This is a genomic window from Bradyrhizobium sp. 157 (assembly GCF_023073815.1).
In the GTDB taxonomy this organism is placed as follows: Bacteria; Pseudomonadota; Alphaproteobacteria; order Rhizobiales; family Xanthobacteraceae; genus Bradyrhizobium.
Genome location: NZ_JADPKF010000088.1, coordinates 12,038 through 38,436 on the forward strand (window position 1 = coordinate 12,038; position 26,399 = coordinate 38,436).

Consider the following 26,399-nt stretch of genomic DNA (forward strand, 5'->3'; position numbering starts at 1 on the left):
TGCTTCGACTTCATTGCGAGGAGCAGCGCGACGAAGCAATCCACACTTCCTTCCTGGCCATGGATTGCTTCGCTTCGCTCGCAATGACGGGGTAATCATCTAAATTCCAAGTGCTTAAATTCCAAGTGCTTAAATTCCAAGTGCGGTCAGTGCCCTGGCCACGTCATCCGTCGATGTCACGTGGATGGCAGAAAGGCCGCGCGCCCGCGCACCTTCGATATTGGCGGCTGAATCGTCGAAGAACAGGATCCGCGACGCCGGCACGCCGATCGCTTTTATCACATGATCATAGGCTTCGGCGTCGGGTTTGCGCATACCGATGCTGGAGGACAAAAAAATCTCCCGGAAATGGCTGAGCACCTCCGCATAGGCCTGCGAAAAATGCGTGACATGGGCCGGATTGGTGTTGGAAAAAGCATAGAGCGGCAGGCGCTTTGCAGCACCCGCCAGAAGCTGTGCAATTCCGGGCATCTCGCCGGTGAAGATCGCGTTCCAGCCTTCCAGGAACTGCGCGTCGGTGATGCCGATGCCGAGCGACCGGCGCAGGCTCGCAAAGAACGCCGCATCGTCGATCCGGCCGGTCTCGTGGTGCTTGAAACTATCGTCGACGACAAAGCGTCCGGCGAGATCGGCAGGCGCGCAACCAGCATGCCCAGCCCAGCAGGTCATTACCTGATCAAAACTGATGTCGAGCACGACGCGGCCGAGATCGAACAGCAAGGCGTCGACGGAGTGGGGCGCTGGCGGCGAATTCATGGCAGTCGTTTACAAAACTGGACCGGCCTCGGCAACGGCCACGGGGATTTGCGTCGCAGTCCAATCCGGCGCTTAAGCCCGTACGCGGGCTGTGCTAAGGCTTGGGGCCAATTTCAGGGAGTAGTCGCATGCAAGTTGTTGGCAGAATTCTGGGCGCTGTCGCCGTGATCGCATTGTTGGCTGGATCCGCTGCCGCCCAACAAGGTCCCGCCAAATATGGCGAGGAGGACAAGCCCAAGACGCCCTCGCAAATCGAGGCGGAGAGGGAGGCCGAGCGGGCCTACCGGAGATCGCTCGGCAACATCCCGGAGCAGCAGAAGAGTTCCGACCCCTGGGGGACGATGCGCGGCGATAGCGCACCGCCGAAAGCAGCGGCCAAGGCGCCGGCAGCAAAGTCAAAGCCCAAATCCGCCGAAGGCGCAGCAAAGTAGAAGACACTTCCCGGCGCCATGCCGGGACAATGATGTTCGCGAGGCGAGCAAACCATGACGGAAACGCTGCTGTTTTCCCCGATGACGATCCGCGGCGTCACGTTGAAGAACATATCCTGCGCGATGGGCAGGCCGATTTGATCGCGGTGGGGCGGGAAATCCTCAACAATCCCAATTGGCCGATGGACGCCGCGCTGAAACTGGGTGCGGACGGCCCGTTCCACAACGTTCCCCCGCAATTCGGCTATTGGCTGGGCACCCGCGCCAAGCGCGGTTTTGGAACCCGGCCGTCCACGTGGCAAAACGGGTTGCAGGAGGGCTCATAAAGCCTATTGAAAAACGGCCGTATTGCGCCGGGTTGGCGTGCCTTGATCCGACCAAAAAGCCATTGTGAGTTGGCGGGGCCGGGACAGGGCGCCGATTCACTGGGATCGCGGGCGTCCATAAGCGAAAGAGGGACGCCCCACGATGCGCAGGAATTTTGCCTTTCTTCTCGGCACGGTGACGGGCGCGTGTCTGACCGCCCTCGTGATCGGACCTCAAGGGGTGCATCTGGTGGCGGCGGCAAAGGCTGCGGCCCGTTCCGACACCTACAACCAGCTCAATTTGTTTGGCAGCGTGTTTGAGCGGATCAAGACCAGCTATGTCGAGAAGCCCGACGATTCCAAACTGATGGAAGGCGCCATCAACGGCATGATCTCGGCGCTCGATCCTCATTCGCGTTACATGAATGAGAAGGGCTGGAGCGACATGCAGGAGACCACCCATGGCGAGTTCGGCGGGCTCGGCATCGAGGTGACGATGGAAGACGGCCTCGTCAAGGTGGTGACGCCGATCGACGATACGCCCGCCGCGAAAGCCGGCATGCTGTCGGGCGACGTGATCACCCAGATCGACGACGAAGTTATCCAGGGCATGACCCTCGAACAGGCCGTGAGCCGGATGAAGGGCCCCGCCAACAGCAAAATCCGCCTCAAGGTCGTGCGCAAGGGGGCCGCCGCGCCGATTGACGTTGCGATCGTGCGCGAGATTATCCGGGTGCGGCCGGTCCGCTTCAAGACAGACGGCGGCGACATCGGTTACATCAGGATCACCCGTTTCAACGAGCAGACCACCGACGGCTTGAAGAAGGCGATCGCCAGCATCTCGAAGGAAATTCCGCCGGAAAAACTCACGGGCTATGTCGTCGACCTCCGCAACAATCCTGGCGGATTGCTCGACCAGGCGGTGTCGGTATCGAGCGCCTTCATGAACCGGGGCGAGGTGGTCTCGACGCGCGGTCGTACCTCGGAGGAGACCCAGCGCTTCAGCGCGCGCGGGGGCGACATCACCAAGGGCAAGCCGCTCGTCGTGCTGATCAACGGCGGCTCCGCGTCGGCGTCCGAAATCGTGGCCGGCGCGCTGCGCGACCACAAGCGCGCCACGCTGATCGGCACGCGCACCTTCGGCAAAGGTTCGGTGCAGACCATCATCCCGCTTGGACAGGGCAACGGCGCTCTGGCGCTGACCACGGCGCGCTACTTTACGCCGTCGGGCCGCTCGATCCAGGCCCAGGGCATCGCGCCCGACGTCGAGGTGCTGCAGGATGTGCCCGATGAACTCAAGGGCCGCGCCGAGCTGAAAGGCGAAGCCTCGATGCGCGGCCATCTCGCCGCCGATGGCGCCGAGCAGACCGGCTCGCAAGCCTACGTCCCGCCGAACGAGAAGGACGATAAGGCGCTCAACGCCGCGTTCAACCTGCTGCGCGGCGGCACCGTGAATGCGAATGCGGTCACGGCCGCGAAGCGGGCGGTGCCGAATTAGACTCCGAACCCGCCGCGTCATTGCGAGGGGCGGCCGCGTCCCCCGTAGCTCGAAGAGCGCAGGCGGAAGCAATCCATATGTCCAAGTGCGGAAAGATGGATTGCTTCGCGGAGCCTGTCATCGGGCGGCGCTTCGCGCCGACCCGCTGGCTCGCAATAGCAATTCGGAAAGAAGTCCGCTTTTTTGAAACTTGATCTCTATCCGTTCGTAGCTCGCGCGGTACACCAGGCGCGTTCGAATGGAGTAAATCATGTTGAAGAAGTGGACCTTGTCGGCCCTGATCCTGTCCCTCTGTTCGAGTGGAGCCCTGCAGGCCAATCCGCTGGATTCACCCGGCATCGTTTATATCGACGGGCTGCCGTGCAACCGCGCGTGCCAGTCCTACATGGCCTGGTCTGATCAGGCATTGTCTGCCCGGCACGGCGGGCAACGCGGGCGTGATGTCGTGGTGCCGGCTGAGGCGGAGACAGCAGCACCAGCACACGCTAGCCCCGCACGCGTGGCAAGGCAGGCCGGCGCACCCGTTCCCCGCGCTGCGCCGCGCGGTAGCGTGGCCGCGTCGAAGACCAAGCCGTCGAACGGCAAAAAGGCCGCGCCTCTCAGCCTTGCAGCAACGAGGAAGAACATTCCGGCGGCCGCGACGCCAGTGGCTCGCGAAAAGACGATCGCCGGCGGCAAGGCGCCCGAGCGCAACTTGTCGAACAGGCCGGAGCCTGTTCAGGCAGTTGCCGTCGCCGTGCCGCAGCCAGCGGAGGCACCCAAGTCCGAGGTGAAGTCCGAAGCTAAACCCGAAGTCAATCTGCCGCCCCCAGCCACGCTCGAGATCGCCGCGACGCCCGCGGCGTCCGAGAAGGCTGCGTTGCCTGTTGCGGCCGCCGATGCTTCCGCTCCGGCCTCTCGAACAATACAGCAGCGGCTTGTGGAAGCGACGGGAGTGGCCGATCTCGTCACGGCAATCGGGACGGGACGGCAAGCGGCCAACAAATCGGACAATCCGGCCCCTGATTTGGCTGAGGCCCGCGATGCCGACAAAGCGGCACCCGCAGCGCCAGATGACCCCGATCTGGTCGCGCTTGTCCTCGCACGTCCGGAGATCAATTCGCTATCCGACCTGAACAACAAGAGCATTGCGATCGAGGAGAAGCAGTCCGCATCGAGCGGACGCGTCAGCGCCGCGTTAATGGCGGCGGGCGCCGCGGAAGTCCAGTTCAGCGAAGGACAGCGAGGGGCGATCGAGCGGCTGATCAGTGGCGAAGTCCCGGCCGCGGTCCTGACGCTGGCTTCGCGTGAAGCAGCCGAGTGGTTTCCCGACATCGAAGGATTCAGGACGTTTCGGGTGCCGCTGAAGGCGCGGCTCTAGCCGTCGCAGCTCGTAGGGCGGATTGGAGCCGAAGGCGTAATCCGCCGCTCTGTTAACGCCGACGCATCATGTGCTATCCTGCACCGCATGTCGAATTATCGTCGCGCATTCGTACCAGGCCGCTGCTGGTTCTTCACGGTCAACCTGCTGGAGCGGCGGCGAACGCTGCTCGTCGACCACATCGCAGCCTGCGGAGATTTCGGTGAACGACGGTGATCCAAATTGGCGGATTACGCCTTCGACTCCAATCCGCCCTACGGGCTACCCTTGGTGCCTACAGGGAAGGGACTGGGGCTATCCGGGCCAATGCCAGTTCTGGACCTACAATCAATGCATGGCAACCGCATCCGGCACCGTCTCATACTGTGGGATCAACCCGCTCGTCGCCTTTGCGCAGCAGCGGCGAGGTTATTGGCGGGAGGTTCGAGAACCCAAGTCATTCCGGTACTAGCTTAACCTCGTCGCCATCGATACCCGGGTTGCAATCCGCCATCGGGCATTGCCCGGCTCGAACACGCTAGCCGGATCGTCGCTGATCACCAGATGCCGCCCAGACGGTCGCTTGCCGACATTGGCATCGATGGTCGCGAAGCTGCGCCAGCGCTCGCATACGGGGCCGCGCGATCGTCGCCGTCGTGTTGCCATCGCCTGTTGCATCGGACTTTGGCGGCGGTGATGATCATCGGGTTTTTATCGCCGCGCAGAACTGTTCCGTGACCGCCGTCGTTTCCTCGGTGACGTTCCAGCCGTTCGTCTCGGCCTTTTCCTTGGCCAACTTCTGCTCGATCTGAAGCATCTTTTTGATGAGCGCGTACGGTTTCCAGTCGGCCTTGGACAGCTTGACGGGGGGCGCACCGCAGACGTTGTGGGCAATCGCTTTCTGCACACTAGTGCTGACATCGCTCATGTGGTCCTCGACCACGGCGGTGAAGCGCGCCTTGGCGTATTGGCTGTTGGCTGCGATGAAGTCCTTGCAGAAGGTGACCCGTTGACCTCCGTCGCGGGCCTTGATGTAGGCCGTCTGCGTTTCGTAATGGAGGCGGTAGGCGAGCTTGTTGGCGTTCGGGTCGGATTTCACCGCTTCGAGCATGGCGCGGTGTTCACCCGAGGTGGCGTCATTGATCCTGAAGTCACATAGTTTGGCGAGGGACACGACCGGAACGTAGGCCCGCACCTTGGCTTCCAAGGCATCGTTGGCGTGCGCAACTGGCGCGAACAGGCTGGCGGCGATTGCGAAAGCGGCAAGACAGCGTTTCATTGGTGACGCACTCCACAAGCGCTTAACGCGTGCGAACGTCTGTGCTCAGAATATCCCGAAAACACCTGTGACAGAAGGTTTCTGCGGATTTATGCGAATGACCGGAAATGGCTGAAAACGTCTGTTAGCTATTGTTGCAAAAGTCGAAAATCGAACGATCCTAAAAATCTCGCGAAAATTGATCGTTGGACTTCCCTGCTGTTGCGTCGCTTCTCAACGCCACTACGGAGGCCCCTGATCGATTTCGGATGAAACGATATGGTCCGCATGTCCGCTTGGGAGCCCTCAAGCGTGAGCACCGTTGCCATCACTGCGGGGCGCAAATGCCCCACCTTCACCATGATTTGTGCGTACATCCGGCCGCGCCTACTGGGCAGGGCCACGCCAATGACAGCTCAGTTCCATGAGACAACAGAAGCGGAGTTCGAGGTGCAGGTTCGCAACCTCGTGCGCCTCGTGTCAGCTTGCACCTTGGGGCTTTGGTCCTTTTCTGCTGGCCTGCTGATCGGGAGCTTTTTTCTGTTTTGAACAGTATTGCACGGGCCGTCAGCACAACAATTTCGCTGGCGCATTGATGAGTGACAATCCGAACCAGCTTCTCTGGCGCGAGCGCACCTTTGAGATGCGAATGGCCGGGGTGCCGGAGGGGTAATGCTCGCTTTGGCGTCGGTTTGGCCGGACCACGGTGACTTCCGGTCTACCCCGGTGAACGGACATTCTCAGGATAGGCGGCATGTCTCAAAGGTGCCACAAGCAGACGAAGCTAGGCAATGAAGCCGAGAAGGTCCTCAGCCAAGGAGCGATCGGTACAAGTCCAGATATCGATCAGCCATCCGGTCGACCGTAAAACGCTCAGACACCGCTGCTCGGCATACGGCGCGATCAATTTCGCCGACACGGCTGATCGCATTTACGGCTTCATCGACGTTGTTGACTAAGAAACCAGTCACGCCATCGTCGATCAGCTCGGGCATAGATCCGCGGTTGCAGGCGATCACCGGCGTGCCGCAGGCGAGTGCCTCCACGACCGATAGTCCGAACGGTTCGTCGAAATTGATAAGATGGAGCAGCGCGCGCGCCGAGCCGAGGGCATTGGTGCGGGCCATTCCGCCCACCGGGCCGCGATAGACCACGGAACGCTCGTCCAGCGCGGGCGCGACCTGCTCGTTATAATACTTCTGATCCTGGACGATGCCGGCCATGATCAGCCGCCGCCCCGCGCGACCTGCCGCCGCAATCGCCTCGGCTGCCCCCTTGTCCGGATGGATGCGGCCGAAGAAGAGCAGGTCTTCGCTGCCGTGCGGGTCGAAGGGAAAGTCCTCCAGCCTAATGCCGTGGTGGATTGTTGCTGCATAGCGCAGGTCCGGATGGCGATCGGCATCGCTGATCGCGACATAATGGACGCGATCCTCGTATGCCTTGAAGACGGGCAGGATGCGTTCCGAGGAGAAGCCGTGGATCGTCGTCACCACCGGCGTCTTCACCAATCGCGAGAATGCGAGCGGCACGAAATCAGCCTGGTTGTGAATGAGGTCGAACTCACCGGCGCGCTCGAACAGATGGGCTATGTGGAGAATCTCCCATACCTTGGCGTCGATCGTGGGGTCCTCGGAATAGGGCGCCGGGCAGACACCGGCCAGGTTGCCGGTCGTCCGGCTATCCTTCGTGGCGAACAAGGTGACGTCGATGCCGCGCGCCACCAGCGCCTCGGTCAACAGGCTCGTCACGAACTCCCATGGACCATAATGGCGCGGCGGCGTGCGCCAGGAGATCGGAGCTAGCATGGCGATACGCACGCGATTGTCCTTCGTTGCTTTCGTTACTCGGCCGTCAGAATCATGCCCTCGTCTGCCCGTAGCAGCACGGCACCGTCTCTGGCCAGCGTTGCATCGGCGACAGTGGACAAGAGCGCCCGGCAATCGCTCGCCCAGTCCGGTAATTCCAGGCGCTGCGAATATCCCCCGAGATTGAGTGCTACGATCAATCGCTCGGTGCCGTGCCGACGCTCATAGGCGACTACATCGCCCTCCGTGTCCAGCAGCGTGAAGTCACCGATCGCCAACGCCGGATGTGCACGCCTGGCGACCAGCAATCGGCGATAAAGCGCCAGATTGAATGAGGCTCCTCCGCCATCCGCGCAACGTTGCGAATAGGCCAGTCGACATTGAGCGGCAGCCACGGCTTAACCGTGGTGAAGCCGGCATTCTCGCTCCCGTCCCACGGCATCGGCGTGCGGACCGGATCGCGGCCCAAGGCGAGCCCGGGCTCGCGCAGCCCGCGCGGATCCTGAACCTGGGCAGACGGGATTGCGACATCGCTCAAGCCCAACTCGTCTCCGTAGTAGAGGGTGGGCGTGCCGCGGAGCGTCAGCAGCAGCATCGCCGCGACGCGGGCCTGGGCCTGCCCACGCTTGGCTGCGACGCGTGGCCGGTCATGGTTGCCGAGCACCCAATTCGGCCAAGCGCCTGGCGGAAGCGCCGCCTCATAGTTGGCGATCAGCGTTGTGAGGGAGCGCGCCTCCCACGGTGCATCGATGAGCTGAAAGTTGAAGGGCAGGTGCACCTCTGCCCGTTCCCGGCCGTAATAGCGCAGCAGCCGATCGACCGGCAAGTAGATCTCGCCGATCAGCACGCATTCGCCCCGTCCACCGGCGCCATAATTATCAGCGATGGCGCGCATGTCGGCGGCGATCTCGTGCACTTCGGGCTGGTCGGTCGAATGGAACTGGAGCACGCGGTGCATGTCGCCCATCGCCGGCTGATAGGCTGGGTTGGGCGGATTGTCCGGGAAGTCTGCCGCCTTGACCAGGTGCCACAGCACGTCGATGCGGAGGCCGTCCACGCCTCGGTCGGACCAGAAGCGCATCACGTCGTGCATCGCCGCTTTCACAACCGGATTACGCCAATTGAGGTCCGCCTGCTCCTTCAGGAAGGCGTGGTAGTAATGTTGGCTGGTGGCCTGGTCCCACTCCCATGCCGAGCCGCCGAAATCGCTGATCCAGTTGTTGGGCGGCCCGCCATCCGGCGCGGGATCGCGCCAGATGTACCAGTCCCGTTTCGGATTGTCGCGCGAGGCGCGGCTCTCGACGAACCAGGGATGCCGGTCGGATGTGTGGTTGGGCACGAAGTCGAGCACAATCTTGAGCCCGCGCGCATGAGCTTGTGTAAGCAGACTGTCGAAATCGGCGAGCACGCCGAATCGCGAATCGACGTCGCAATAATCGGTGACGTCATAGCCGAAATCAGCCATCGGCGAGGGGTAGATGGGTGAGATCCAGATGGCGTCGACGCCAAGGCCGGCAAGATAGTCGAGCCGCCGCTCGATCCCCTTGAGGTCGCCGATGCCGTCGGCGTTCGTATCTTGAAAGGAGCGCGGGTAGATCTGGTAGATCACACCCGTCCGCCACCAGAGTGCTCCGAAAGAGGCCGCCAACTGAGGCGACCTACTGCGGCGCTTGCAGTCCGGGCGACGAAAGCCACTCATTCACATGGCAAGCGGCTACAGCTTGGCAAGCTTTTCTGATCCTGGCGTCGCGCAACGAACCCGGCGGGAGTTCGTTTGCCTCGTCCTTGAGGCGCATGGCCTCCAGCATCAGACGGTCTTGTAACGGCGCTTTGGGTTGGTTGCATTGGATGCGGGGCATGGTGGCTCTCCGAAACGGGCGGGAGCACAACACTCTCAGTCACCGATGGAAGCCGAAGGCGGGGCAGTGATGGGACGAGTAGATTCCCTTTATGTCCGGTTGCCAACTTAAGAAACTTTAACGCTCCGAACCCTTGTCCAAGACGGATCAGGACACTGCCCGCAGCCTAGGACAATTTCGATTCAAACACGGACAGTACCCTGCGACCGGTGCCGCCGAAATCGGCCATTCGCTGGATCAAACTAGACTACCAACGCAGACAGCGCCCCCAAGCCGAATATTGCTTGGTGGCGCTGTGTTGAATCCGGACAGTGCAATCCCCCGGCAATTATCTGTCTGCGGAGGCGCAATAAGGTTCAACGACCCGGGGCAATCAAAGCGGCCTTACTCGTCGATCTCTCGGAGCTTCTGCTCAAGTTCCACGATCTGAGGTCCATGCTCCGGGTCATGACCTTAGAAGCGACAAAGCTCACCTAGGAAGAGTTTGTTTGCCTGCTCACGGTCGGTAACGCCACTGTACGTAGCTCTGCGCCCGCGATTCCAGCTGAACATAGTGCCCGATTGATTGCGTTGGGCTACATGGTTCATCTCGAAGGTAGGCTGAGGATGACCACGATAGGCAAAGTCCGGATATATACTGGGCAACTCGCCAATTGAGGCGGTCTGAAAGGTTCAATATGACGTCTAAGATCAAAGAACATACGTGCGTTGCTTGAGCAATCCCGCGGCTTCCTGCTGTAGCCCTCAAAGATTGCCAAATGTAGAAAGTCGCTCTCACGGTGAGGCTTTTCTCATTGTGTCAGCAGTAGACGGAAGCATTTCGGTTGAGCCTCTGATAGCTGCGATCACGGCCTGAGACCGCTCTCCAGAGACGATGGCGCTGCGACCTTTGGACTGGAGACCAAGATCGTGCTGTACAGCATCAGGACAAAAGCCTACCGTTGAACGACAAGGTGGCAGTTGTTCGCCTTGAAGCTGTCCATGAAGCGGTGACTTCCGAAGTCACTGCTCGTCGTCGTAGCGGCAGCTAGCGTGCCATCGGAAGGCGCAATCTCACAGAGCTGGATGTTTTGCCAAGCACGGACGCAAGCGGCGTCTGCGGCTGCGAACCCGCTTGTGCGCAAAAAAAGGAGACCATCATGAGAATGCCCGAAATTTTGCAAGGTGAGGCGCGGACCCGCTTCCTCCAGGGAATCGCTTTCGGCGCTGTTGCGGCGATAACGATCGGATTTTTCTGGGGCGGCTGGGTCACCGGCGGCACGGCCAAAACCATGTCCGCAATGGCAGAGACCAACGGTCGGATGTCTGTCCTGGTTCCGATATGCGTCGCGCAGTTCACAGCGGCCGACGGCGCCGTCGCCAAGTTCAAGGCGGCGGGCTCCTATTCAAAGGACAACGTCATCAGCGAATACGTGAAGACTGTTGCCGCCACGAGTATGGACTATTCATTCGCCAGGGCGTGCGCAGTCGGCGTAGAAGCTGAACTCTCAAAGACGGCCACAAAGAGCTGAGCGGTCGGTTCGCCAAGATAGGATCCAGCGAAATGAGCGCTCTCAGGTCCGGACGGCCTTCCTACCTTGTATATGGCTTGTTGGCCGTCATCCTATTCGGCGTTTATGTGCTGCTCAATGGCCTTCAAAACGACAACTCCGCAACCATGGCCCCGACCCTGACACTCAATCGCTGACGCCTCGCGCGCTTTTTCATTGGGAACCACACGGGCACGTCCACGCCGGCAAGTGAATCCGCCGCCTCTTTTATCTGGAAGGCTACGCAGGCGCATCGGCTTGCTTCCGATAGCGTACATCGGTGCCGCTCCGAGAATGTTCGCTTTGGGGTCATTCGCGTCATCCTGACCGCCGGCGCATCACTTCCGGTCTACCCTGATAAACAGACATTCTGGTCGTCCGTCGGCATGTCTCAAAGGGCCAGAAGCGGACGTCGCTATGAGTTGGCGCCGGTGGCTTCATGCGTTCACACTCGACCAGAGGCGCCGGGCGCCCCCGCCCTCGAACTGCTCAGCCGCGGTCTTCTGGCGGCCATCGGCGCATGGCTGCTCTTTCGCGCAATCCGCGGTGACCCACACCGTCACGATGCTTGTCCGTGGGACTTGTGGGGGGTCTCGTACCGTGCCCGCCTCACGTTGTTCGCGATGGTCTACTCCCTGGCAAACGGTGTCCCACCGGCCGGCGTTGCTTTCGCCGCCGCGATGCTGCTGGCCGTCGCCCTGACGCTCTGCGTCGTTGCGTTGCTGACGATCTTCGCACGCGAATGGTGCGTGCGCAGCTGGACCCGGCATGGCGCATCCCTAGCCCATCTGTCCCGTCTCCTGGAAGGTGCGACGGGCGTCGCCCTGGTGCTGATCGGTCTCGCGCCGTTCGTTTCGGTGATCTGACCGCGAAGGATATGTCCGTCGTATCAGCGCCGACGCTGAAAACGCTGCACATTTGAGGACAAGGAAATGCTTGACCGACAAGAACGCCATGGCGGTGAAGAGGCCGCTGCTTTTCCGCCCTTTCGACCCATGGTGGTTGGCACTTACCCCAAAGGGGAGTAGCTTCGCCGGACGGTCGTCAGGACGAGATCTTGATCTCCTCATCGTGCCGCCGGGCGCCCAAGGCGTTGCCGATCGTCGTCCCGACCAGAATAGGGTCACGATTCTGCTGAGGGAGGAGCGAATGATGCAATCTGGGCAATTCTGGATCATCACTGCGGCCGCGACATTGCTGCTCAGCGCAACCGCAGCGCATGCGGATACGACGTCCGTTAAGGCGTGGCAGATTGTGCGCGTCGCGAAGACCGGCGCGCACTGCGTCGACGACAAGAACTGCATGAACCGCATGCACCCGGCCATCAAGCCGGTGAGTCGCGCCAACCCCAGTCAGCATATCGTCTTTGAAACGCGCGACGCCTTCGACTCCGACTTCAACCTCGGCTCCAAGCCCGAGGATGTGTTGGCGGCCGATCTCAATCTCGTCCATCCGCTGACCGGCCCGGTCTTCATCGAGGGTGCCCAGCGCGGCGACGTACTGGCGGTGACACTCCTCGACGTACAGCCGGACGACTACGGTTACACCGTGATCGTCCCGGGCTTCGGTTTCCTGCGCGATCGCTTCACCAAGCCTTTCATCGCCAATTGGAAACTCAACCGCAAGGAGGCGGTCTCCGACCAGATCCCGGGCGTCGTCATCCCCTTTAACGGATTTATGGGCACGGTCGGGGTGCTGCCGGGCCAGCCCGAGGTGGCCACGATCCTCACGCGCGAGGCGGCGCTGCAGAGCGCGGGCGGCGTCGTGCTGACTCCGCAGCCGCTCGGTGCGCTGCCGAGCGATGTCTGCGGTCAGAACGGAAGCAGCAAGAATGAGTGCCTGCGCACCATTCCGCCGCGCGAGAACGGTGGCAACATGGACATCAAGCAGATGGTGGTAGGCACGACGCTGCTGCTGCCCTGCTTCGTGGACGGGTGCGGGTTGTTCGTCGGCGACGTCCATTTCGCGCAAGGCGATGGCGAGGTCTCCGGCACGGCGATCGAGATGGGGGCGACGGTCACGCTGGTCACCGAGATCCGCAAAGCGCAAGCCGCGAAGGTCAAAGTCCCGCACTTCGAAGGCGGCGATCAGCTCATCCGGTTGGCGCCGACCGAGTTCTACGCCACCACCGGCTTCCCGCTGAAAGCCAAGGGCCAGATCCCGCCTTACCATACCTACCTCGACAGCCAGAAAATCGGCCCGCTCGAGAACCTCTCGGAGGATCTGATGCTGGCGGCGCGCAACGCCCTGATCGAGCTGATCGACTGGATGGTTAGCGAGAAGGGCCTTACGCCGGAGCAGGCATATGTCGTGGCGAGCGTGGCCGCCGACCTGCGTATCGGCAATGTCGTCGACGTGCCGAACTACGCAGTCTCCGCCATCCTGCCGACCACCATATTCCGCAAGTAGTAGTATGTGGCATAAGACCGAAGGTCCTGAGGTTGGCGGGAGGCCGAGCCGCCGGGAATTCCTCCGAACGGTGGGGGCCGGCGCCGCAGCCATGTTCCTTTGTGGCCACGCACCCTATGGCCAGTGGGGCGTCTACCGCCGGCGTCACCTGCTGATCCTGACTTCGCGCGCCGATCCTCCCTCGTTCGAGCTCGGCAAGCGGGTAGCTGAGGTCCTCGCGGATCGCTTGCCGAGCAGCAAGGCTCAGGTGAGCAGGGCGCCGCACAAGGAGCGCATCGCCAGTCTGATCAGCTCGCAGCAGTTGGACGTCGCGCTGATGCGGCGCGACGATGCGGCAGCCCTTCGACAAGGGAGGCCCCCCTTCGCCGACCACGGACCAGTCAAGCTGTTCACCGTCGTCGGCATCGGAGAGTACTTGTTCGTCTGCCGCGACGACTTTGCAGCACGCCATGCCTGGTTGATCGCCGAAGCGTTGGACAAGAGCCGCAGCGCCCTTCCCGAATTGCTGCTGCCGAGCGGTTCGTCCTCCGAGCCACCCGACTCGCGCATCCCGCTGCATCCTGGCGCTCTAGGTTATTTCACGGGCGCGCCCATGCCGGGCCTCGAGCCACATGCCCATGAAGATCACACCCACGAGGTTGATGTCCCGCAATGAGCCGCGGCCCTAAGCTGGAGGCCGCCCAGACCTCTGCTTCTTCATCAATTGCGAGCCTGATCGCGCCCTCGCAGCACTTCAGAAAAGGGTCATTCGCGTCGGTTTGGCCCGACCACGGTGACTTCCGGTCTACCCCGGTGAACGGACATTCTCAGGATAGGCGGGCAATCTTTCGCCACGGAGGCTTGACCCACGGGACGTTCGTCGTCGCTCAAGGGCTGGCGCAACACAACAAATGTTAGGACTTGGTCAGGCCTTGAACGAACTTGCCAGCAAGATGCCTTCTGACGTGATGTCCCGATACTTAACGTCGGCGGACCCTTGCGCGCTTCCTTATCGTTGCGCACCCGGTCGGTACGTAGGGTCTCGGTGGCCATTCCAGAAGCTCGACACCTGTTTTCGTAAAGACGATGCCTGCCGCGCTCAGTTCAGTTATCAATGCGGATGTTGACGCCTGCGGATAAGCTTGCCGCTTTCGAGATCAGCGATAATCGCACGACGAACACTGACACCTTCTGCCAAATAGGATTGACACCAACCAAGAAGTGCGCGTGCGCCCCTTACCTGCGCAGCGAGTTTCGGAAAATCATGCATGGCTACTCCAAAAAAGAGTACAGAGCGTTCCAAAGTGGACAGTATTATTTCAATACAAAATGATTTTTATTGTTGCCTCTTTGTTAGCGTCAACAAAGATCAGGTTGTGAGCGCAATGTCAGCAAACTGATGCGTGATGAAGACTTGCGACGTGTGCACCGTAGTTTTACGGAGGAAAGATTGCGGTAACAGTGCACTTAACTGACATTTCGACGATGGCGCTCATCGACAGCTTTCTGGTACGGTTGCTGTGTGGCGCCGTCCACCCGGTTCCTGCATCCGTAATTCCTGCGCGTAGAGGCGATTTTCTTCAACTGTTTCAACGCGATTTTCCTCGTCCACTCCCGCACGCAAAAATATTCCGCTTCGCGCGAACCCCAAATCACCCTTACAACTCCTGCCATCCCGTTCCGAGAAGAGGGGCGTTGGCCATCGTCACGAACGTTGGGGCGGGTTGCGGTGGACGCGGCAGCGTCGGGCGCGTGGATGTGGTCGCAGGGCGGTTTTACCGTGAGCGAACACAGCGCGCAGGACGTACGGCGCTTAAACGCCTCCGCCATTGCTTCGGCCGGCAAGCACTTGGCTGGTTGAAAGTCTGTGGCAGAGGAAGCTGCGTACGGCAAAACCGTGTGGTCCTGGCGCCCGTGGCTGGCGTCAAGCTGGCGGAGGTTCTTCGAAACCCGACCGGGTTCGATGGATCGCTAATCTGTCGGTGATGGAGGCAAAAGGAATTCGTCTCCAGGGAGAGCTCGGCATAAGCCGTAAACCCACTGCGCAGGGAATGCCGGGGTGCTCCGGCTGTACCTGTATGCTCGTGTGCGCACTTCTTAAGTGCATTTGCACACGAGACCGCGGGTGCAGCAAAGCACCCGGCATTCCCTGCGCCCTCTCACTATTGGGGCGGACGATACGGCACAACTCGGGCAAATCATGCTGCGAGAATGCGAACACGTGTCTCCACATCATTGCGAGCCATCCGGCGGCGCTTTGCGCCGACCGGGTGGCTCGCAATGACTGTGGTAAGCGACGCCGAAACACTACGCCGTTCGCGCTACCGGCTTGCGCCGGTGCGGGCGGTTCGGGCGCGCCGCCTCGGGTGCCGCCCGGTGCTCCGACAACAGCGGCCTGATCTCCGCTGCCGGCTTCGGCGCGCTGAATAGGTAGCCCTGCATTTCCGAGCAGCCGAGCTCGCGCAGCAAGTCGCGCTGCTGCTCGGTCTCGACGCCTTCGGCGGTCGTCGTCATGTGGCGTTCGGCGGCGATGTTCACCACCGCCTCCACGATGCAGGACGAGCCTTCTGGTTCGGCGATATCGGTGATGAAGCAGCGGTCGATCTTGATCTTGTCGAACGGGAAGCGCTGCAGATAGCTCAGCGAGGAATAGCCGGTGCCGAAATCGTCGAGCGCGATGCGAACCCCGATGGCGCGAAGGTCGTGGAGGACGGCGAGCGCCGCCTCGTCGTCTCTGATCAGCACGGCCTCGGTGATCTCAAGCTCCAGCCGGCTCGCCGCGAGGCCCGCTGCGGCGAGTGCCGCCATCACCTTCAGCGCCAGCGTGCCGCTCCTGAATTGAATCGGTGAGACATTGACCGCGAGCCTGACGTGGCCGGGCCAGGTCGCGGCCTCCTTGCAGGCCGTAGTCAGCACCCATTCGCCGAGCTGGTTGATCAGGCCGGTGTCCTCGGCGAGCGGCACGAACTCGGCCGGCGAAATCATGCCGCGCTGCGGATGGCGCCAGCGCACCAGCGCCTCGCAGCCGGTGATCGCGTTGGTCTGCAGGCTCAGACATGGCTGGTAATAGACCTCAAAGCCGCCGTCGACGAGCGCCTGGCGAAGGTCCATTTCCAGGCTGCGGCGGGCGCGGACCTCAGCTTCCATGTCCGGTTCGAAGAAGCGATAGGTGCGGCGGCCGGCGGCCTTGGCCGCGTACATCGCCAGATCCGCGTTCTTCAGGATCTGGTCGATGTCGGATCCGTCTTGCGGCGCGAGCGCAATGCCGATGCTGGCGTCGGTGGTTACCTGGTGGCCTAGGCACTGGTAGGGCGAGCGGATCGCCTCGAAGATGCGGCTGACGAGCTTCATCACGTCGTCGATATCCTCGATCCCGGTCTGCACGATGGCGAATTCATCGCCACCGAGACGGGCCACGAAATCGGATCTCCGCGCGCAGGCGGCGAGGCTGGCCGCGACCGATTTCAAAAGCTCGTCGCCGATCATGTGGCCTAGCGAATCGTTGACGCTCTTGAATTCGTCGATGTCGATATAGAGCACCGCCAGTTGCCGGTTTGGCGCGACGTAAGACAATTCGCGCTTGAGCCGCTCGTGGAACAGGGTGCGGTTCGGCAGATCAGTCAGCGCGTCGTAGTGGGCGAGGTGAGTGATGCGCTCCTCGGCGCGCCGCCGCTCGGTGATGTCTTCATGAGTTGCAAGCCATCCGCCGTCGGCGACCGGTTCGTTGACGACCTGGATCGAACGTCCGTCGGGGGTCGATATCACCATGGCGTTACGATGTGCGATGTCGCGTAGCACCACCTCGACATAATGATCGACGTCGCCGACGAACGAGCCCGTCTCCTTGCGATGGGCGATCACCTCGCGAAAACTGCAACCCGGCTTCACGATTTCGGCCGACAGCCCGTACATTTCGAGGTATCGCCTGTTGCAGATGATGAGCTGCTGCTTTGCATCGAACAGCAACAGGCCCTGCGTCATGTTGTTGACGGCGGTATCGAGACGCTGCTTTTCCAGCGTCAGCCGCTGCTTCGATGCGCGGTGCTGATACGACAGCTTGCGGACGACGAGAAACAGCAGGGCGGCGATCGCCAGCACGGAAAACCCGGTGACGGCGATCAGGATTCCGATCTGCTCGCGCCAGTCGGCCAGTGCGGCCGCTGTCGTTGTCGACGCGACGATTACGATCGGAAAATTGGTCAGCGCGCGGGACGCGATCAGCCGGTCCTCGCCGTCGATCGGGCTGGTCAGGCGCGAGGTGCTGCGGGGCACCTCGAAGACCTGCCGCTGCGCGGCTGGACCGGTGTTGAAGTTCTTGCCGATCAGCTCAGGCACATGCGGATAACACGCCAGCAGCGTTCCGTCGCTGTGGTGCATGGCGATGGTAGCGCCGGGGCCGAGGGCTATGGTTGCGAAGAATTTTTCGAAATTGGCCGGCTCGATGCCGCGGCCGATGACGCCGAGGAATTCGCCTTTCGGCCCGATGATCTTGCGCGCGATCACGGTGGTCCAGGCGCCGGTGATGCGGCTGTAGACCGGCTCGACCAGCATCTCCGGCGACTCCGGGCCGGACTTGAATGTTCTGAAGAAAGCGCGGTCCGCTGAGTGACCGGCGGCGGCGGCCAGGCGGCCGACGCATTGATCAGGTTGCCTTCAGCGTCGAAAACGTTGATGCCCGCCGACATAGGACAGCGCGTCGATCTTGGATTTCAGGATGAGATGGATGTCATGGCCGGACATCCGGCGCTTGTAGTTGTCGGGCGTGGCGATCCCGCTGGAACGCATGAACGCGATCAGGTCCTTCTGTACGACCTGAAAATCTTCGAGCTGCTGGTCGAAATGTCGGGCGAGCAACAGCACGGTGTTTTCGAGCTCGCGTTCGCTATTGCGCAGCGCGCGCTCGCGGAAATTGCCGGCCATGACGGTCGCGCCTATCGCGATGATGGCGATCAAAAGCGTGCCGCCCAGGATCAACCAGCGGATCGGACCGCCGCGAAAAGCGGACGCGATCCTGAATGCTTTGGTGCCGGTTGAAGCCATGGAACGCGATCGCTGCCGGGACATGAACTGCCGGAAGCGGCGTCCTCCCAAATCCGGCGCATAGATCGGTACCGCGCCGGGATGGAATTGACGTTAGGAAGTCTGGTTAATGAATCGTTAGTTCGGTGGCGGTGGGTTCCGCCGACAACCACAGGGCACTCGCTTGACGGTGGAACCGGCGAGCGAAAATCACCGTATGGATGTCAGAGGTCGACGTGTGCGCTTCTTCACAACGGCGCCGGCGGACGAGCCGTCCGGCATTGCGTATCCCTGGCTGAATCGTCGCGGATCAGTGTAGGGATTGCCCGGACCCTTGTTCTGACAGTTGGCGTTCGGATAATAAAACGCGCAGTAGCCGGGTTCGTAGATCACCTGCTGAGCCGTCGCAGGTGTCATGGCAAGTGCCGAGATCACGGCCAACGCGGCTGCCACGCCAACAAGCCTGTAGATCGACATCGGATTTTTCCTTGTGAAGGTCCCGATGGAGACAACCCCGCACGCCCGAGCGCATTCCTCGCCGCGCCGGTCACACCCGCGTGACGACGGCGACGCCGTCGCCGGGGCTCACCGCTCTGCGCGATAATGGCCGGACTTGCCGCCGATCTTCTCAACGAGATGGATGCCTTCGATGCGAACGCCGCGCTCGACTGCCTTGATCATGTCGTAGATCGTCAGGCACGCGACCGACACCGCCGTCAGCGCTTCCATCTCGACGCCAGTAGGGCCGGTGACCTTGACGGTGGCGCGGACGATGCACCCCGGAAGTTTCTTGTCAGGCGTGATGTCGAGCGTCACCTTCGACAGCGCCAGCGGATGGCACAGCGGGATCAATTCCGACGTGCGCTTTGCCGCCATGATGCCGGCGATGCGGGACGTGCCCAGCACGTCGCCCTTCTTGGCATTGCCGGAGACGATCAGGTCGAGCGTCGCCTTGGCCATGACGACGCGCCCCTCGGCAGTGGCGGTGCGCTCGGTCGCTGCCTTCGCGGAGACGTCAACCATCCGCGCTTCGCCGGCGGCATCGATATGGGTGAGGGCGGCGCCGCCTTTGGAAGCCTTCCGCGCCATCTGCTAGCCGGTCCCGGTCGCGCGGGCCGCATCGGAACGCGTCAGCAGCGCACGGGTTGCCGCGGTCACATCGGCCTGCCGCATCAGGCTTTCGCCGACCAGGAATGTCGACATGCCGACGCGCTCGAGCCGCGCGAGATCATCAGGCGTAAAGATGCCGCTTTCGCCGACCATCAGGCGATCACGCGGAATCAGCGGCGCCAGCGCCTCGCTGGTCGCAAGCGTCGTCTCGAAGGTCCGTAAGTTACGGTTGTTGACGCCGATCATCGGCGAACGAAGTTTTAGCGCGCGGTCGAGCTCAGTGCGGTCGTGGATTTCGATCAGCACGTCGATGCCGAGCGCAATCGCCGCGTCCTCGATATCCTTCGCGGCGGCATCGTCGAGCGCAGCCATGATGATCAGGATGCAGTCGGCGCCATGAGCGCGGGCTTCCACCACCTGATAGGTGTCGAACAGGAAGTCCTTGCGCAGCACCGGCAGATTGGTTGCCGCGCGCGCCGCCACCATGAAATCGAGATGGCCCTGGAACGAGGGCGCATCCGTCAGTACCGATAAGCACGCCGCACCGCCGGCCTCGTAAGCCTTGGCCAGCGCCGGCGGATCGAAATCGGCGCGAATGAGCCCCTTCGACGGCGAGGCCTTCTTAACCTCGGCAATCAGCGCGTAGTCACCGCGGGCGAGCTTCTCCCGGATCGCGCGCACGAATCCGCGCGGCGGCGGGGCCGCCTTGGCGCGGGCTTCGATCTCGGCAAGCGGATGCGCCCGCTTGGCGGCCGCAATCTCTTCGCGCTTGTAGGTCTCGATCTTGCTCAGGATATCGGACATCTCTGGCGCCCCTTTGGACTCAGCCGCGCGAAACCGCGACCAGGTGCTTCAGCCGTGCCGCCGCAGCACCGCTATCGAGCGACTTTGCGCCGATCGCGACGCCTTCCTTCAGGTCCCTGGCACGGCCGGCCACGATCAGCGCCGCCGCGGCGTTCAACAACGCGACGTCGCGATATGGGCTGGGCTTGCCGTTCAGCACACCTTGCAGCGCCAGCGCGTTGGTGTCCGCATCGCCGCCCTTAAGCGCGTCGACGTTGCAGCAGGTGAGGCCGGCGTCCTCCGGCGTCACCTCGAACGTGGTGATCTTGCCGTTGTCGAGGCTGGCCACAAAGCTCGGGCCGGTGAGGGTGATTTCGTCGAGCCCGTCCGAGCCGTGCACCACCCAGACCGATTCGGAGCCGAGGTTTTTCAAGACTTGCGCCAGCGGCTGCACCCAGTGCCTGGAGAACACGCCGACCATCTGGCGCTTGACGCCGGCCGGATTGGAGAGCGGCCCGAGCAGGTTGAAGATCGTGCGGGTGGCGAGCTCGACCCGGGTCGGGCCGACATTCTTCATCGCGGGGTGATGCGCGGGCGCGAACATGAAGCCGATGCCGGCCTCCTGCACACAGCGGCCGACCTGGTCGGGGGTGAGGTCAATCTTGACGCCGAGGGAGGCCAGTACGTCGGCAGCCCCCGAACGCGACGACAATGCGCGGTTGCCATGCTTGGCGACGGGCACGCCGGCGCCTGCAACGATGAAGGCCGCGCAGGTCGAGACGTTGACCGAACCGGAGCCGTCGCCGCCGGTGCCGACCACGTCGACGGCGTCCGCAGGCGCCTTGACCCGCAGCATCTTGCCGCGCATCGCCGCCACCGCGCCGGTGATCTCGTCGACGGTTTCGCCGCGAACCCTGAGCGCCATCAACAGTCCGCCCATCTGCGAGGGCGTGGCCTCGCCGGACATCATGCTGTCGAAGGCGGAGGCTGCCTCGTCACGCGACAGCGTCGCGCCGGTGGCGACTTTTCCGATGATAGATTTGAGGTCGTCCATCGCTTGGCTTTCAAAATCGAGGCCTCAAGGTGAGGAGGCGCTCTTGCGCCGTCTCCGGACGATGCTTCGCATCGCTCGGAGAACCATGAGGCCCGGCTCTCATCCTTCGAGACGCGGCCAGGTGGCCGCTCCTCAGGATGAGGTGAGTCATTATGCTCAATTGTTCGCGCCCGTCACCTGTGCGAAGGCTGCCGCGTTGATGGAGGTGCCGATCTGGGATTCGATCTTGGTCACGTATTGCGCGATCTGTTCTTCGGTCAAGCCGCGCTGCAACGTGTCCTTCAATTTCTTCAGCTCATCGGAGGCCATGTCGACCGGCGGCACCGTCACGTCGGTGACGCGTAACACGATCCATTCGCTGCCACCGGTACCCTGCGTCTGCGTGACGCCGTCCTTGGGCGTCCGGAATGCGGCCGTGATGGCGGCGGAGGGCACGCCTGAAAGCGAGGCGTCGCGGCGGAAACCGGTCGCAGTCTCGACCTTTGCTCCAACTGCGGCCGCTTCGGCGGCGAGCGTGCCGCCTTGCTCGACCTTCTGCACCATCTCGGTTGCCTTCGCGCGCAGCTTGTTCGAAATCTGGTCTTCGTGCCATTTTGCCTCGACCTGGCTGCGGACCTCGTCGAGCGGGCGCTCGCGCGAGGGGGTGATGCCGAGCACGTCGTACCAGACATAGCCGCCGGCAAACTGGATCGGTTCGTTGTCGACACCGATATCGCTGTTGAAGGCCTGCGAAACCACGTCGAGCCCGCGCGGAATATTCGCCGCCGGCTGGCCGTCAGGCGTGCGGCCGGAGCGGTCGACGGCCTCGATCGTGACCGGGGTGAGGCCGAGCTTCTGCGAAGCCTCGACCACATTGGCGCCGCCGCTGCGCTCGTCTTCCATCTTGTTCTGGATTTCGTTGACCTTGGCGCGCGCGCGCTCGGTCGCGATTTCCTTCTTCACCTGCGCTGCGACGCTTTCATAGGTCGGCGTCACGCCCGGCTCGATCTTGCCGACCTTGACCAGCGCCACGCCGAACCGGCCCTGCACCGGCTGGCTGACTTCGCCTGACGGCAGCGAGAACGCCGCATCCGCAATCGCCGGATCGATGATCGCACTCTTTGCGATCATGCCGAGATCGACGTCGGCCAGATTGAGGTTGCGCTCCTTGGCGACGTCGTCGAACGATGTTCCCGACGTGATGCGGCTGCGCGCGGCCTGCGCTTCGCCTTCGTTCGGAAAAAACATCTGCGACACTTCGCGCTTTTCCGGCGTCCCGAGCTGGTCGCGGCGCTGCTCGAAGGCCTTCTTCGCGTCCTCGTCGGAGACCTCGGTCCACTTGCCGATCTCTTCGGGGCTGATCACGACAAAGGACAGTTTGCGGTATTCGGGCGCGCGGAACTGGGTTTTGCGTTCCTCGAAATAGGTGGCCAGCGCCTCGGGCGACGGCGGGTCAATCGTGCCGGCCTGCGCCGCGTCGAGCTTGACGTACTCCATCGAGCGCTGCTCGTTCTGGAAACGCGCTAGCGCCTCGATCAGGACCTTCGGCGGCTCCGCCCCGGCCGAGACGGTGCCGGCGATCTGGCGCCGCAGCCCGACGCGCCGCTGTTCGGCGAGATAGCGCTGCTCGGTGTAGCCGAACTGGCGGATCGTGGCCTGGAAGCGCTGCGGGTCGAAGTTGCCGCCCAACCCCTTGAAATTCGGGTCGTTGTAGATCAGCCGCATGGTTTCGTCCTGCGACTGGGCAAGCCCCTTGCGCCGGGCTTCCTCGTCCAGCGCCGCTTCGGCGATGGTCTGCTGCAGCACCTGTCGATCGATGCCGAAGGCGCGCGCCTGTTCAGAGGTCAGCGGACGGCCGAAACTGCGGCCGAGTTGCTGCAGCCTCTCCGTGTAGATCTGGCGGAACTGCTCCGTCGAGATCTCGGTCTTGCCAATCGTGGCGAGGGACGACTGGCCAAATCCCTTGAAGATGTCGGCAATACCCCAAACTGCGAAACTGATAATCAAAACGCCCATCACGGTGGCCATGATAATCTTGCCGAGCCAGTTTGATGAGGCTTTCCGAATTCCTCGAAGCATGGGTCCAACTTGTTTTTAAAGGAGAGGGGGAACCGGGTCGTGCCCAAGGGAATTCGATCCGGGACCGAATTCCGCAACAAGGCGTCACCGAGTTGAAAACGCATCATAAAGTGGCAGCGCCCCCCTCGCAACCTCGCCCATGAGGGCTATTTGAAGCGGTTAATGGCCCCGGGATCGCCCGACGGGTATCTGGAACTGCCGGCGTGGCTCTGCTAGCGCATCTAGAACGCTGACATTTGCGGGACAATCGACATGACCGACGCCATCCGGCCGCTGATCGCCGGCAACTGGAAAATGAACGGCCTGAAATCTTCCTTAGGTGAATTCGAAGCCATGATCGCCGGCGCCGGTGCGTTGGCCGGCAAGGCCGACCTGCTGGTCTGCCCTCCGGCCACGCTGATCGGCGGCTTTGCCGACAGGGCGCTCGGTTCAAAACTCGCCGTCGGAGCCCAGGATTGCCATGCCAAGGCCTCGGGCGCCCATACCGGCGATCTCTCGGCGGAAATGCTGGCGGATGCCGGCGCCAGCGCCATCATCGTCGGGCATTCGGAGCGGCGCGCCGACCATGGCGAGACCGACGCGGTGGTTCGGCAGAAGGCTGAAGCGGCTTGGCGGGCGGGCCTTGTGGCGATCGTCTGCATCGGCGAGACCCAGAAGCAACGCGACGCCGGCCAGACGCTGGATATCTGCGGCGCGCAACTCGCCGGTTCGCTGCCGGACGGCGCGACGTCAGCCAATCTGGTGGTGGCCTATGAGCCGGTCTGGGCGATCGGCACCGGTCTGACGCCGACACCAAAAGATGTCGAACAAGTTCATCGCTTTGTCCGCGATGTTCTCGCCAGCCGATTTAAGGCCGAAGGCAGCAAGATCCGGATTCTTTACGGCGGATCGGTCAAGCCCTCGAACGCCGCCGAATTGATGGCGGTCGCCGATGTCAACGGCGCTCTCGTCGGCGGCGCCAGCCTGAAGGCAGTGGATTTCCTGGCGATTGCGGAGGCGTGCTAGCTCAGGCGGGCGCGCCTTCCTGCAACCGCTTCCAGTAGATCAGCGTGCCCGTCAGCCCGCCATGGGGTTTAAACGCGTAGTCCGGAATCACGCCGGTCAGCTTAAATCCCATCCGTTCATATAGGCCGGCCGCGCCTTCGTCCTCGGCAGTGTCGAGCACCAACAACCAGCGCCCGCGCGCGATCGCCAGCCGCTCGGCCTCGCGCAACAGCGCCGTGGCGATCCCGCGGTGGCGGTGACTGACGCGCGTCATCATCTTCGCTATCTCGGCGCGATGCGGCTGGTTCGGCGGAAGATCGAGCAACAGCGTGACCGTCCCGATCAGCCTATCCCCGTCAAAGGCGCCAAGGATGATCCGCTCGCCGCGGCCTGCAGCGCCAAGCGAGTTGGACCAGAACGCCTCGGCCGCCTTCTGTGACAGCGGATGCATGAAACTGACCGAGCCGCCATTGGCCACGGTTTCGATCAGCAATTCACTGAGCATCGCGCAAGTTTCGGGCGAAGGTTTCAAGGCTTTGATCAGGATGTCCGACATCTGGATGAATTTCCGCAACATTCAGCTTCGAGGATTGGCGGTGCGCCGGACGCGCGCCCGTTTGATCTCTGCAATCCGCTCGACATCCTCGATCTGCAGGTGACGGCCGCGTTCGAGAATTTCCAATGTGTATTCTTCGTAGGTGAGGCCTAGTTGCTCGGCTTTCCGGATGCGGAACGTGACAATGCCAGGCGAGGGGTTGTGCCAGGCCGCGCGATGTGCCGCCTTCCAGTAGAAGTAATTGCCGATGCCGCCGTCGCCCCATTCAGGCCGATGCTCATCCTCGAGCGGCGGCCCGCCATTGTGGCCGGCCGGAATCGGGTCGTCAGTGCTGTCAGGCTGGGTCGCGGCGTTCTTGCAGACGATCTCCAGCATCGGCGTCAGCTCCGGGCAAGGGCAACGACGTAAGTGCAGGGCGCGGTGGTCTCGTTAGCGAACGTCACTTCCGCCGGCGGACCGAATCCGAGGCAGTCGCCGGCCCCAAGTTCATGACGTTCGCCGCCATCGATCAGCACGAGCGAGCCCGACAACACCCAGAGGACCTGACGGATGTGGGCGTAGGACGAGGCGGGCAGTGTCACGCGCTGCTTCGCCGGCATTTCGACCTTGATAATCTCAATAGGATGATCGGGCCGGTTGAACACCTGCCGGCGCAAGTAGCCGGTTTCGGGATCGCGCCACACCGGCTGCTCGGCAGCGCGCGAAAGACGCCCACCCTTGCCCTCGGCGCGCAGCATCAGGCCGGCAAGGGTGAGGTCGAAGGCGCTGGCGAGCCGAACCAGCACCACCGCGGTCGGGCTGACTTCGGCGCGCTCGATCTTGCTGATGGTGGCTTTTGACACGCCGGAGCGTTCGGCGAGGTCGGCCAGGGACCAGCCGCGACTGTCGCGCTCAAGCCGCAGACGCTGGGCGAGCCGGGTACTGAGGTCGTCTACTAAAGTATCCATTCGTCTATTATAAGAGAAATGGGCGCGACCTCAAGCCCCAGATGCGAACGTCGGGCGAGAGGTGCGGACGCCCTTGCCGTCGCGCCTGCGGCAATTATCTCCACCGCGGCGGTTGGGGGTGACAATGCCCCGTCCGATCGTGTAACACCGCGCAACTTCAGGAAAACCCGCAAGCCCTTGGTGCAGCCGAAGCCCGGCGCTGTCAGCTTGTGACGGAAGGTTTTGAGATGCAGACCGTCATTATCGTCGTTCACCTCATGATCGTCGCCGTGCTGATCGGCGCGGTGCTGCTGCAGAAATCCGAAGGCGGCGGCCTCGGCATGGGCGGCGGCGCCGGCTTCATGTCGAGCCGCGGCACCGCCAACCTGCTGACGCGCACCACGGCAGTCTTGGCGGGCCTTTTCTTCGTGACCAGCATGACGCTGGCCTGGCTGGCAGGCGTCGACCGCAAGCCTGCTTCGATCCTCGGCACACCGGCGACGCAGTCCCAGCCCGGTGGCGCGACGCCGGTCGCCCCGCCGACCTCCGGCGGTGTGCTCGATACGCTTAAGAAGGTGGATGAGCAGCAGGGCCAGTCCGGCCCACAGGCGCCGCGTTCGCAATAAAGCAGGGTGGCTATGCAGGGCGGCCCTCTACCGTCCTGCATCAGAACTTCCCATCAATGCTCTGAAATCGCTTTAAAATTCACGTCACCCACAGCCCGGCAAAATGTTTGCCTGC

24 protein-coding genes and 2 pseudogenes are annotated in these 26,399 nt (G+C 62.5%); 12 read left to right on the forward strand and 14 right to left on the reverse strand.

What is annotated here, in order from left to right; all coding sequences use genetic code 11:
- Nucleotides 1-129: 129 nt before the first annotated feature.
- Complete coding sequence (locus tag IVA95_RS24705) at nt 130-756, reverse strand: HAD family phosphatase (protein ID WP_247512871.1); 627 nt, start codon at nt 754-756, stop codon at nt 130-132.
- A 128-nt stretch (nt 757-884) separates the two neighbouring features.
- On the opposite strand from IVA95_RS24705, the gene IVA95_RS24710 reads away from it, so the two are divergent.
- The 5 genes from IVA95_RS24710 (at nt 885) to IVA95_RS39075 (ending at nt 4,801) form a co-directional block, all read left to right on the forward strand.
- Entirely contained in the window at nt 885-1,187 is a 303-nt protein-coding gene (locus IVA95_RS24710; RefSeq protein WP_247512872.1) for a hypothetical protein, read from the forward strand.
- A gap of 32 nt (nt 1,188-1,219) precedes the next feature.
- Nucleotides 1,220-1,513: a hypothetical protein gene (locus tag IVA95_RS24715; protein ID WP_247512873.1), complete on the forward strand. Its 294-nt coding sequence runs from the start codon at nt 1,220-1,222 to the stop codon at nt 1,511-1,513.
- Nucleotides 1,514-1,655: 142 nt separating this feature from the next.
- On the forward strand, nt 1,656-2,990 hold the full coding sequence (locus tag IVA95_RS24720) for a S41 family peptidase (RefSeq protein ID WP_247512874.1): 1,335 nt from the start codon (nt 1,656-1,658) through the stop codon (nt 2,988-2,990).
- A 250-nt stretch (nt 2,991-3,240) separates the two neighbouring features.
- Nucleotides 3,241-4,350 carry a hypothetical protein gene (locus tag IVA95_RS24725; RefSeq protein ID WP_247512875.1) on the forward strand — a complete coding sequence of 370 codons (1,110 nt, stop codon included), beginning with the start codon at nt 3,241-3,243 and terminating at the stop codon, nt 4,348-4,350.
- A gap of 229 nt (nt 4,351-4,579) precedes the next feature.
- Nucleotides 4,580-4,801 carry a DUF3551 domain-containing protein gene (locus IVA95_RS39075; RefSeq protein ID WP_346658042.1) on the forward strand — a complete coding sequence of 74 codons (222 nt, stop codon included), beginning with the start codon at nt 4,580-4,582 and terminating at the stop codon, nt 4,799-4,801.
- Nucleotides 4,802-5,029: 228 nt separating this feature from the next.
- Here the strand turns inward: IVA95_RS39075 and IVA95_RS24735 are convergent, their stop codons facing one another.
- Nucleotides 5,030-5,626: a hypothetical protein gene (locus tag IVA95_RS24735; protein WP_247512876.1), complete on the reverse strand. Its 597-nt coding sequence runs from the start codon at nt 5,624-5,626 to the stop codon at nt 5,030-5,032.
- 273 nt (nt 5,627-5,899) lie between these two features.
- Between IVA95_RS24735 and IVA95_RS24740 the strand changes: the two genes are divergently transcribed.
- Nucleotides 5,900-6,136, forward strand: coding sequence for a hypothetical protein (locus tag IVA95_RS24740; RefSeq protein WP_247512877.1), 237 nt, complete (start codon nt 5,900-5,902; stop codon nt 6,134-6,136).
- A 260-nt stretch (nt 6,137-6,396) separates the two neighbouring features.
- Here the strand turns inward: IVA95_RS24740 and IVA95_RS24745 are convergent, their stop codons facing one another.
- Together IVA95_RS24745 and IVA95_RS24750 are read right to left on the reverse strand one after the other, a co-directional pair.
- Nucleotides 6,397-7,323 (reverse strand): glycosyltransferase family 4 protein, encoded by a 927-nt coding sequence (locus IVA95_RS24745; RefSeq protein WP_247512878.1) that lies wholly within the window; start codon nt 7,321-7,323, stop codon nt 6,397-6,399.
- A 104-nt stretch (nt 7,324-7,427) separates the two neighbouring features.
- Nucleotides 7,428-9,040, reverse strand: a pseudogene (locus IVA95_RS24750) (alpha-amylase family glycosyl hydrolase).
- Between the two features lie 1,350 nt (nt 9,041-10,390).
- Here IVA95_RS24750 and IVA95_RS24755 point away from each other — a divergent pair.
- The 4 genes from IVA95_RS24755 to IVA95_RS24770 all read left to right on the forward strand — a co-directional run bounded on the left by IVA95_RS24755 (nt 10,391) and on the right by IVA95_RS24770 (nt 13,844).
- A complete protein-coding gene (locus IVA95_RS24755) occupies nt 10,391-10,762 on the forward strand; it encodes a hypothetical protein (protein ID WP_247512879.1) in 372 nt (123 codons plus the stop codon).
- A 641-nt stretch (nt 10,763-11,403) separates the two neighbouring features.
- Nucleotides 11,404-11,646 (forward strand): hypothetical protein, encoded by a 243-nt coding sequence (locus IVA95_RS24760; RefSeq protein ID WP_247512880.1) that lies wholly within the window; start codon nt 11,404-11,406, stop codon nt 11,644-11,646.
- A gap of 70 nt (nt 11,647-11,716) precedes the next feature.
- Nucleotides 11,717-13,189, forward strand: coding sequence for an acetamidase/formamidase family protein (locus IVA95_RS24765; RefSeq protein WP_247512881.1), 1,473 nt, complete (start codon nt 11,717-11,719; stop codon nt 13,187-13,189).
- Between the two features lie 4 nt (nt 13,190-13,193).
- The gene (locus IVA95_RS24770; RefSeq protein WP_256470273.1) at nt 13,194-13,844 is read left to right on the forward strand and encodes a twin-arginine translocation signal domain-containing protein; all 651 of its coding nucleotides are present in this window, start codon (nt 13,194-13,196) and stop codon (nt 13,842-13,844) included.
- A gap of 435 nt (nt 13,845-14,279) precedes the next feature.
- Here IVA95_RS24770 and IVA95_RS24775 read toward each other — a convergent pair whose 3' ends face one another.
- The 7 genes and pseudogenes from IVA95_RS24775 to IVA95_RS24805 form a co-directional block, all read right to left on the reverse strand.
- Nucleotides 14,280-14,438, reverse strand: coding sequence for a hypothetical protein (locus IVA95_RS24775; RefSeq protein ID WP_247512883.1), 159 nt, complete (start codon nt 14,436-14,438; stop codon nt 14,280-14,282).
- A gap of 1,037 nt (nt 14,439-15,475) precedes the next feature.
- Nucleotides 15,476-18,208, reverse strand: a pseudogene (locus tag IVA95_RS24780) (EAL domain-containing protein).
- A gap of 189 nt (nt 18,209-18,397) precedes the next feature.
- A complete protein-coding gene (locus IVA95_RS24785) occupies nt 18,398-18,664 on the reverse strand; it encodes a hypothetical protein (RefSeq protein ID WP_247512884.1) in 267 nt (88 codons plus the stop codon).
- A gap of 108 nt (nt 18,665-18,772) precedes the next feature.
- On the reverse strand, nt 18,773-19,276 hold the full coding sequence (gene moaC, locus IVA95_RS24790; RefSeq protein ID WP_247512885.1) for a cyclic pyranopterin monophosphate synthase MoaC: 504 nt from the start codon (nt 19,274-19,276) through the stop codon (nt 18,773-18,775).
- 3 nt (nt 19,277-19,279) lie between these two features.
- On the reverse strand, nt 19,280-20,101 hold the full coding sequence (gene trpC / locus IVA95_RS24795; protein WP_247512886.1) for an indole-3-glycerol phosphate synthase TrpC: 822 nt from the start codon (nt 20,099-20,101) through the stop codon (nt 19,280-19,282).
- 19 nt (nt 20,102-20,120) lie between these two features.
- Nucleotides 20,121-21,134, reverse strand: coding sequence for an anthranilate phosphoribosyltransferase (gene trpD / locus IVA95_RS24800; RefSeq protein WP_213250237.1), 1,014 nt, complete (start codon nt 21,132-21,134; stop codon nt 20,121-20,123).
- A 156-nt stretch (nt 21,135-21,290) separates the two neighbouring features.
- Nucleotides 21,291-23,192, reverse strand: a complete 1,902-nt coding sequence (locus IVA95_RS24805) for a peptidylprolyl isomerase (protein WP_247512887.1) — start codon at nt 23,190-23,192, stop codon at nt 21,291-21,293.
- A gap of 252 nt (nt 23,193-23,444) precedes the next feature.
- Between IVA95_RS24805 and tpiA the strand changes: the two genes are divergently transcribed.
- The gene (gene tpiA / locus IVA95_RS24810; RefSeq protein WP_247512888.1) at nt 23,445-24,197 is read left to right on the forward strand and encodes a triose-phosphate isomerase; all 753 of its coding nucleotides are present in this window, start codon (nt 23,445-23,447) and stop codon (nt 24,195-24,197) included.
- Between the two features lies 1 nt (nt 24,198).
- Here the strand turns inward: tpiA and IVA95_RS24815 are convergent, their stop codons facing one another.
- The 3 genes from IVA95_RS24815 to IVA95_RS24825 are packed head-to-tail and all read right to left on the reverse strand — an operon-like array spanning nt 24,199 to nt 25,679.
- Nucleotides 24,199-24,732 (reverse strand): GNAT family N-acetyltransferase, encoded by a 534-nt coding sequence (locus tag IVA95_RS24815; RefSeq protein ID WP_247512933.1) that lies wholly within the window; start codon nt 24,730-24,732, stop codon nt 24,199-24,201.
- Between the two features lie 21 nt (nt 24,733-24,753).
- Nucleotides 24,754-25,107 (reverse strand): hypothetical protein, encoded by a 354-nt coding sequence (locus IVA95_RS24820; RefSeq protein ID WP_247512889.1) that lies wholly within the window; start codon nt 25,105-25,107, stop codon nt 24,754-24,756.
- A 5-nt stretch (nt 25,108-25,112) separates the two neighbouring features.
- Nucleotides 25,113-25,679, reverse strand: coding sequence for an XRE family transcriptional regulator (locus IVA95_RS24825; protein WP_247512890.1), 567 nt, complete (start codon nt 25,677-25,679; stop codon nt 25,113-25,115).
- Nucleotides 25,680-25,906: 227 nt separating this feature from the next.
- Between IVA95_RS24825 and secG the strand changes: the two genes are divergently transcribed.
- Nucleotides 25,907-26,284 (forward strand): preprotein translocase subunit SecG, encoded by a 378-nt coding sequence (secG, locus tag IVA95_RS24830; protein ID WP_065729197.1) that lies wholly within the window; start codon nt 25,907-25,909, stop codon nt 26,282-26,284.
- Nucleotides 26,285-26,399: the final 115 nt, after the last annotated feature.

What these genes read in the sequence shown, in the direction of transcription:
- trpC (WP_247512886.1), bottom strand. Translation starts at nt 20,101, where the DNA reads ATGTCCGATATCCTGAGCAAGATCGAGACCTACAAGCGCGAAGAGATT.
- IVA95_RS24770 (WP_256470273.1), top strand. Translation starts at nt 13,194, where the DNA reads ATGTGGCATAAGACCGAAGGTCCTGAGGTTGGCGGGAGGCCGAGCCGC.
- IVA95_RS24820 (WP_247512889.1), bottom strand. Translation starts at nt 25,107, where the DNA reads ATGCTGGAGATCGTCTGCAAGAACGCCGCGACCCAGCCTGACAGCACT.
- trpD (WP_213250237.1), bottom strand. Translation starts at nt 21,134, where the DNA reads ATGGACGACCTCAAATCTATCATCGGAAAAGTCGCCACCGGCGCGACG.
- IVA95_RS24755 (WP_247512879.1), top strand. Translation starts at nt 10,391, where the DNA reads ATGAGAATGCCCGAAATTTTGCAAGGTGAGGCGCGGACCCGCTTCCTC.
- moaC (WP_247512885.1), bottom strand. Translation starts at nt 19,276, where the DNA reads ATGGCGCGGAAGGCTTCCAAAGGCGGCGCCGCCCTCACCCATATCGAT.
- IVA95_RS24785 (WP_247512884.1), bottom strand. Translation starts at nt 18,664, where the DNA reads ATGTCGATCTACAGGCTTGTTGGCGTGGCAGCCGCGTTGGCCGTGATC.
- IVA95_RS24710 (WP_247512872.1), top strand. Translation starts at nt 885, where the DNA reads ATGCAAGTTGTTGGCAGAATTCTGGGCGCTGTCGCCGTGATCGCATTG.
- IVA95_RS24705 (WP_247512871.1), bottom strand. Translation starts at nt 756, where the DNA reads ATGAATTCGCCGCCAGCGCCCCACTCCGTCGACGCCTTGCTGTTCGAT.
- IVA95_RS24775 (WP_247512883.1), bottom strand. Translation starts at nt 14,438, where the DNA reads ATGCATGATTTTCCGAAACTCGCTGCGCAGGTAAGGGGCGCACGCGCA.
- tpiA (WP_247512888.1), top strand. Translation starts at nt 23,445, where the DNA reads ATGACCGACGCCATCCGGCCGCTGATCGCCGGCAACTGGAAAATGAAC.
- IVA95_RS24725 (WP_247512875.1), top strand. Translation starts at nt 3,241, where the DNA reads ATGTTGAAGAAGTGGACCTTGTCGGCCCTGATCCTGTCCCTCTGTTCG.
- IVA95_RS24760 (WP_247512880.1), top strand. Translation starts at nt 11,404, where the DNA reads ATGGTCTACTCCCTGGCAAACGGTGTCCCACCGGCCGGCGTTGCTTTC.
- IVA95_RS24805 (WP_247512887.1), bottom strand. Translation starts at nt 23,192, where the DNA reads ATGCTTCGAGGAATTCGGAAAGCCTCATCAAACTGGCTCGGCAAGATT.
- IVA95_RS24815 (WP_247512933.1), bottom strand. Translation starts at nt 24,732, where the DNA reads ATGTCGGACATCCTGATCAAAGCCTTGAAACCTTCGCCCGAAACTTGC.
- secG (WP_065729197.1), top strand. Translation starts at nt 25,907, where the DNA reads ATGCAGACCGTCATTATCGTCGTTCACCTCATGATCGTCGCCGTGCTG.
- IVA95_RS24720 (WP_247512874.1), top strand. Translation starts at nt 1,656, where the DNA reads ATGCGCAGGAATTTTGCCTTTCTTCTCGGCACGGTGACGGGCGCGTGT.
- IVA95_RS24715 (WP_247512873.1), top strand. Translation starts at nt 1,220, where the DNA reads ATGTTCGCGAGGCGAGCAAACCATGACGGAAACGCTGCTGTTTTCCCC.
- IVA95_RS24825 (WP_247512890.1), bottom strand. Translation starts at nt 25,679, where the DNA reads ATGGATACTTTAGTAGACGACCTCAGTACCCGGCTCGCCCAGCGTCTG.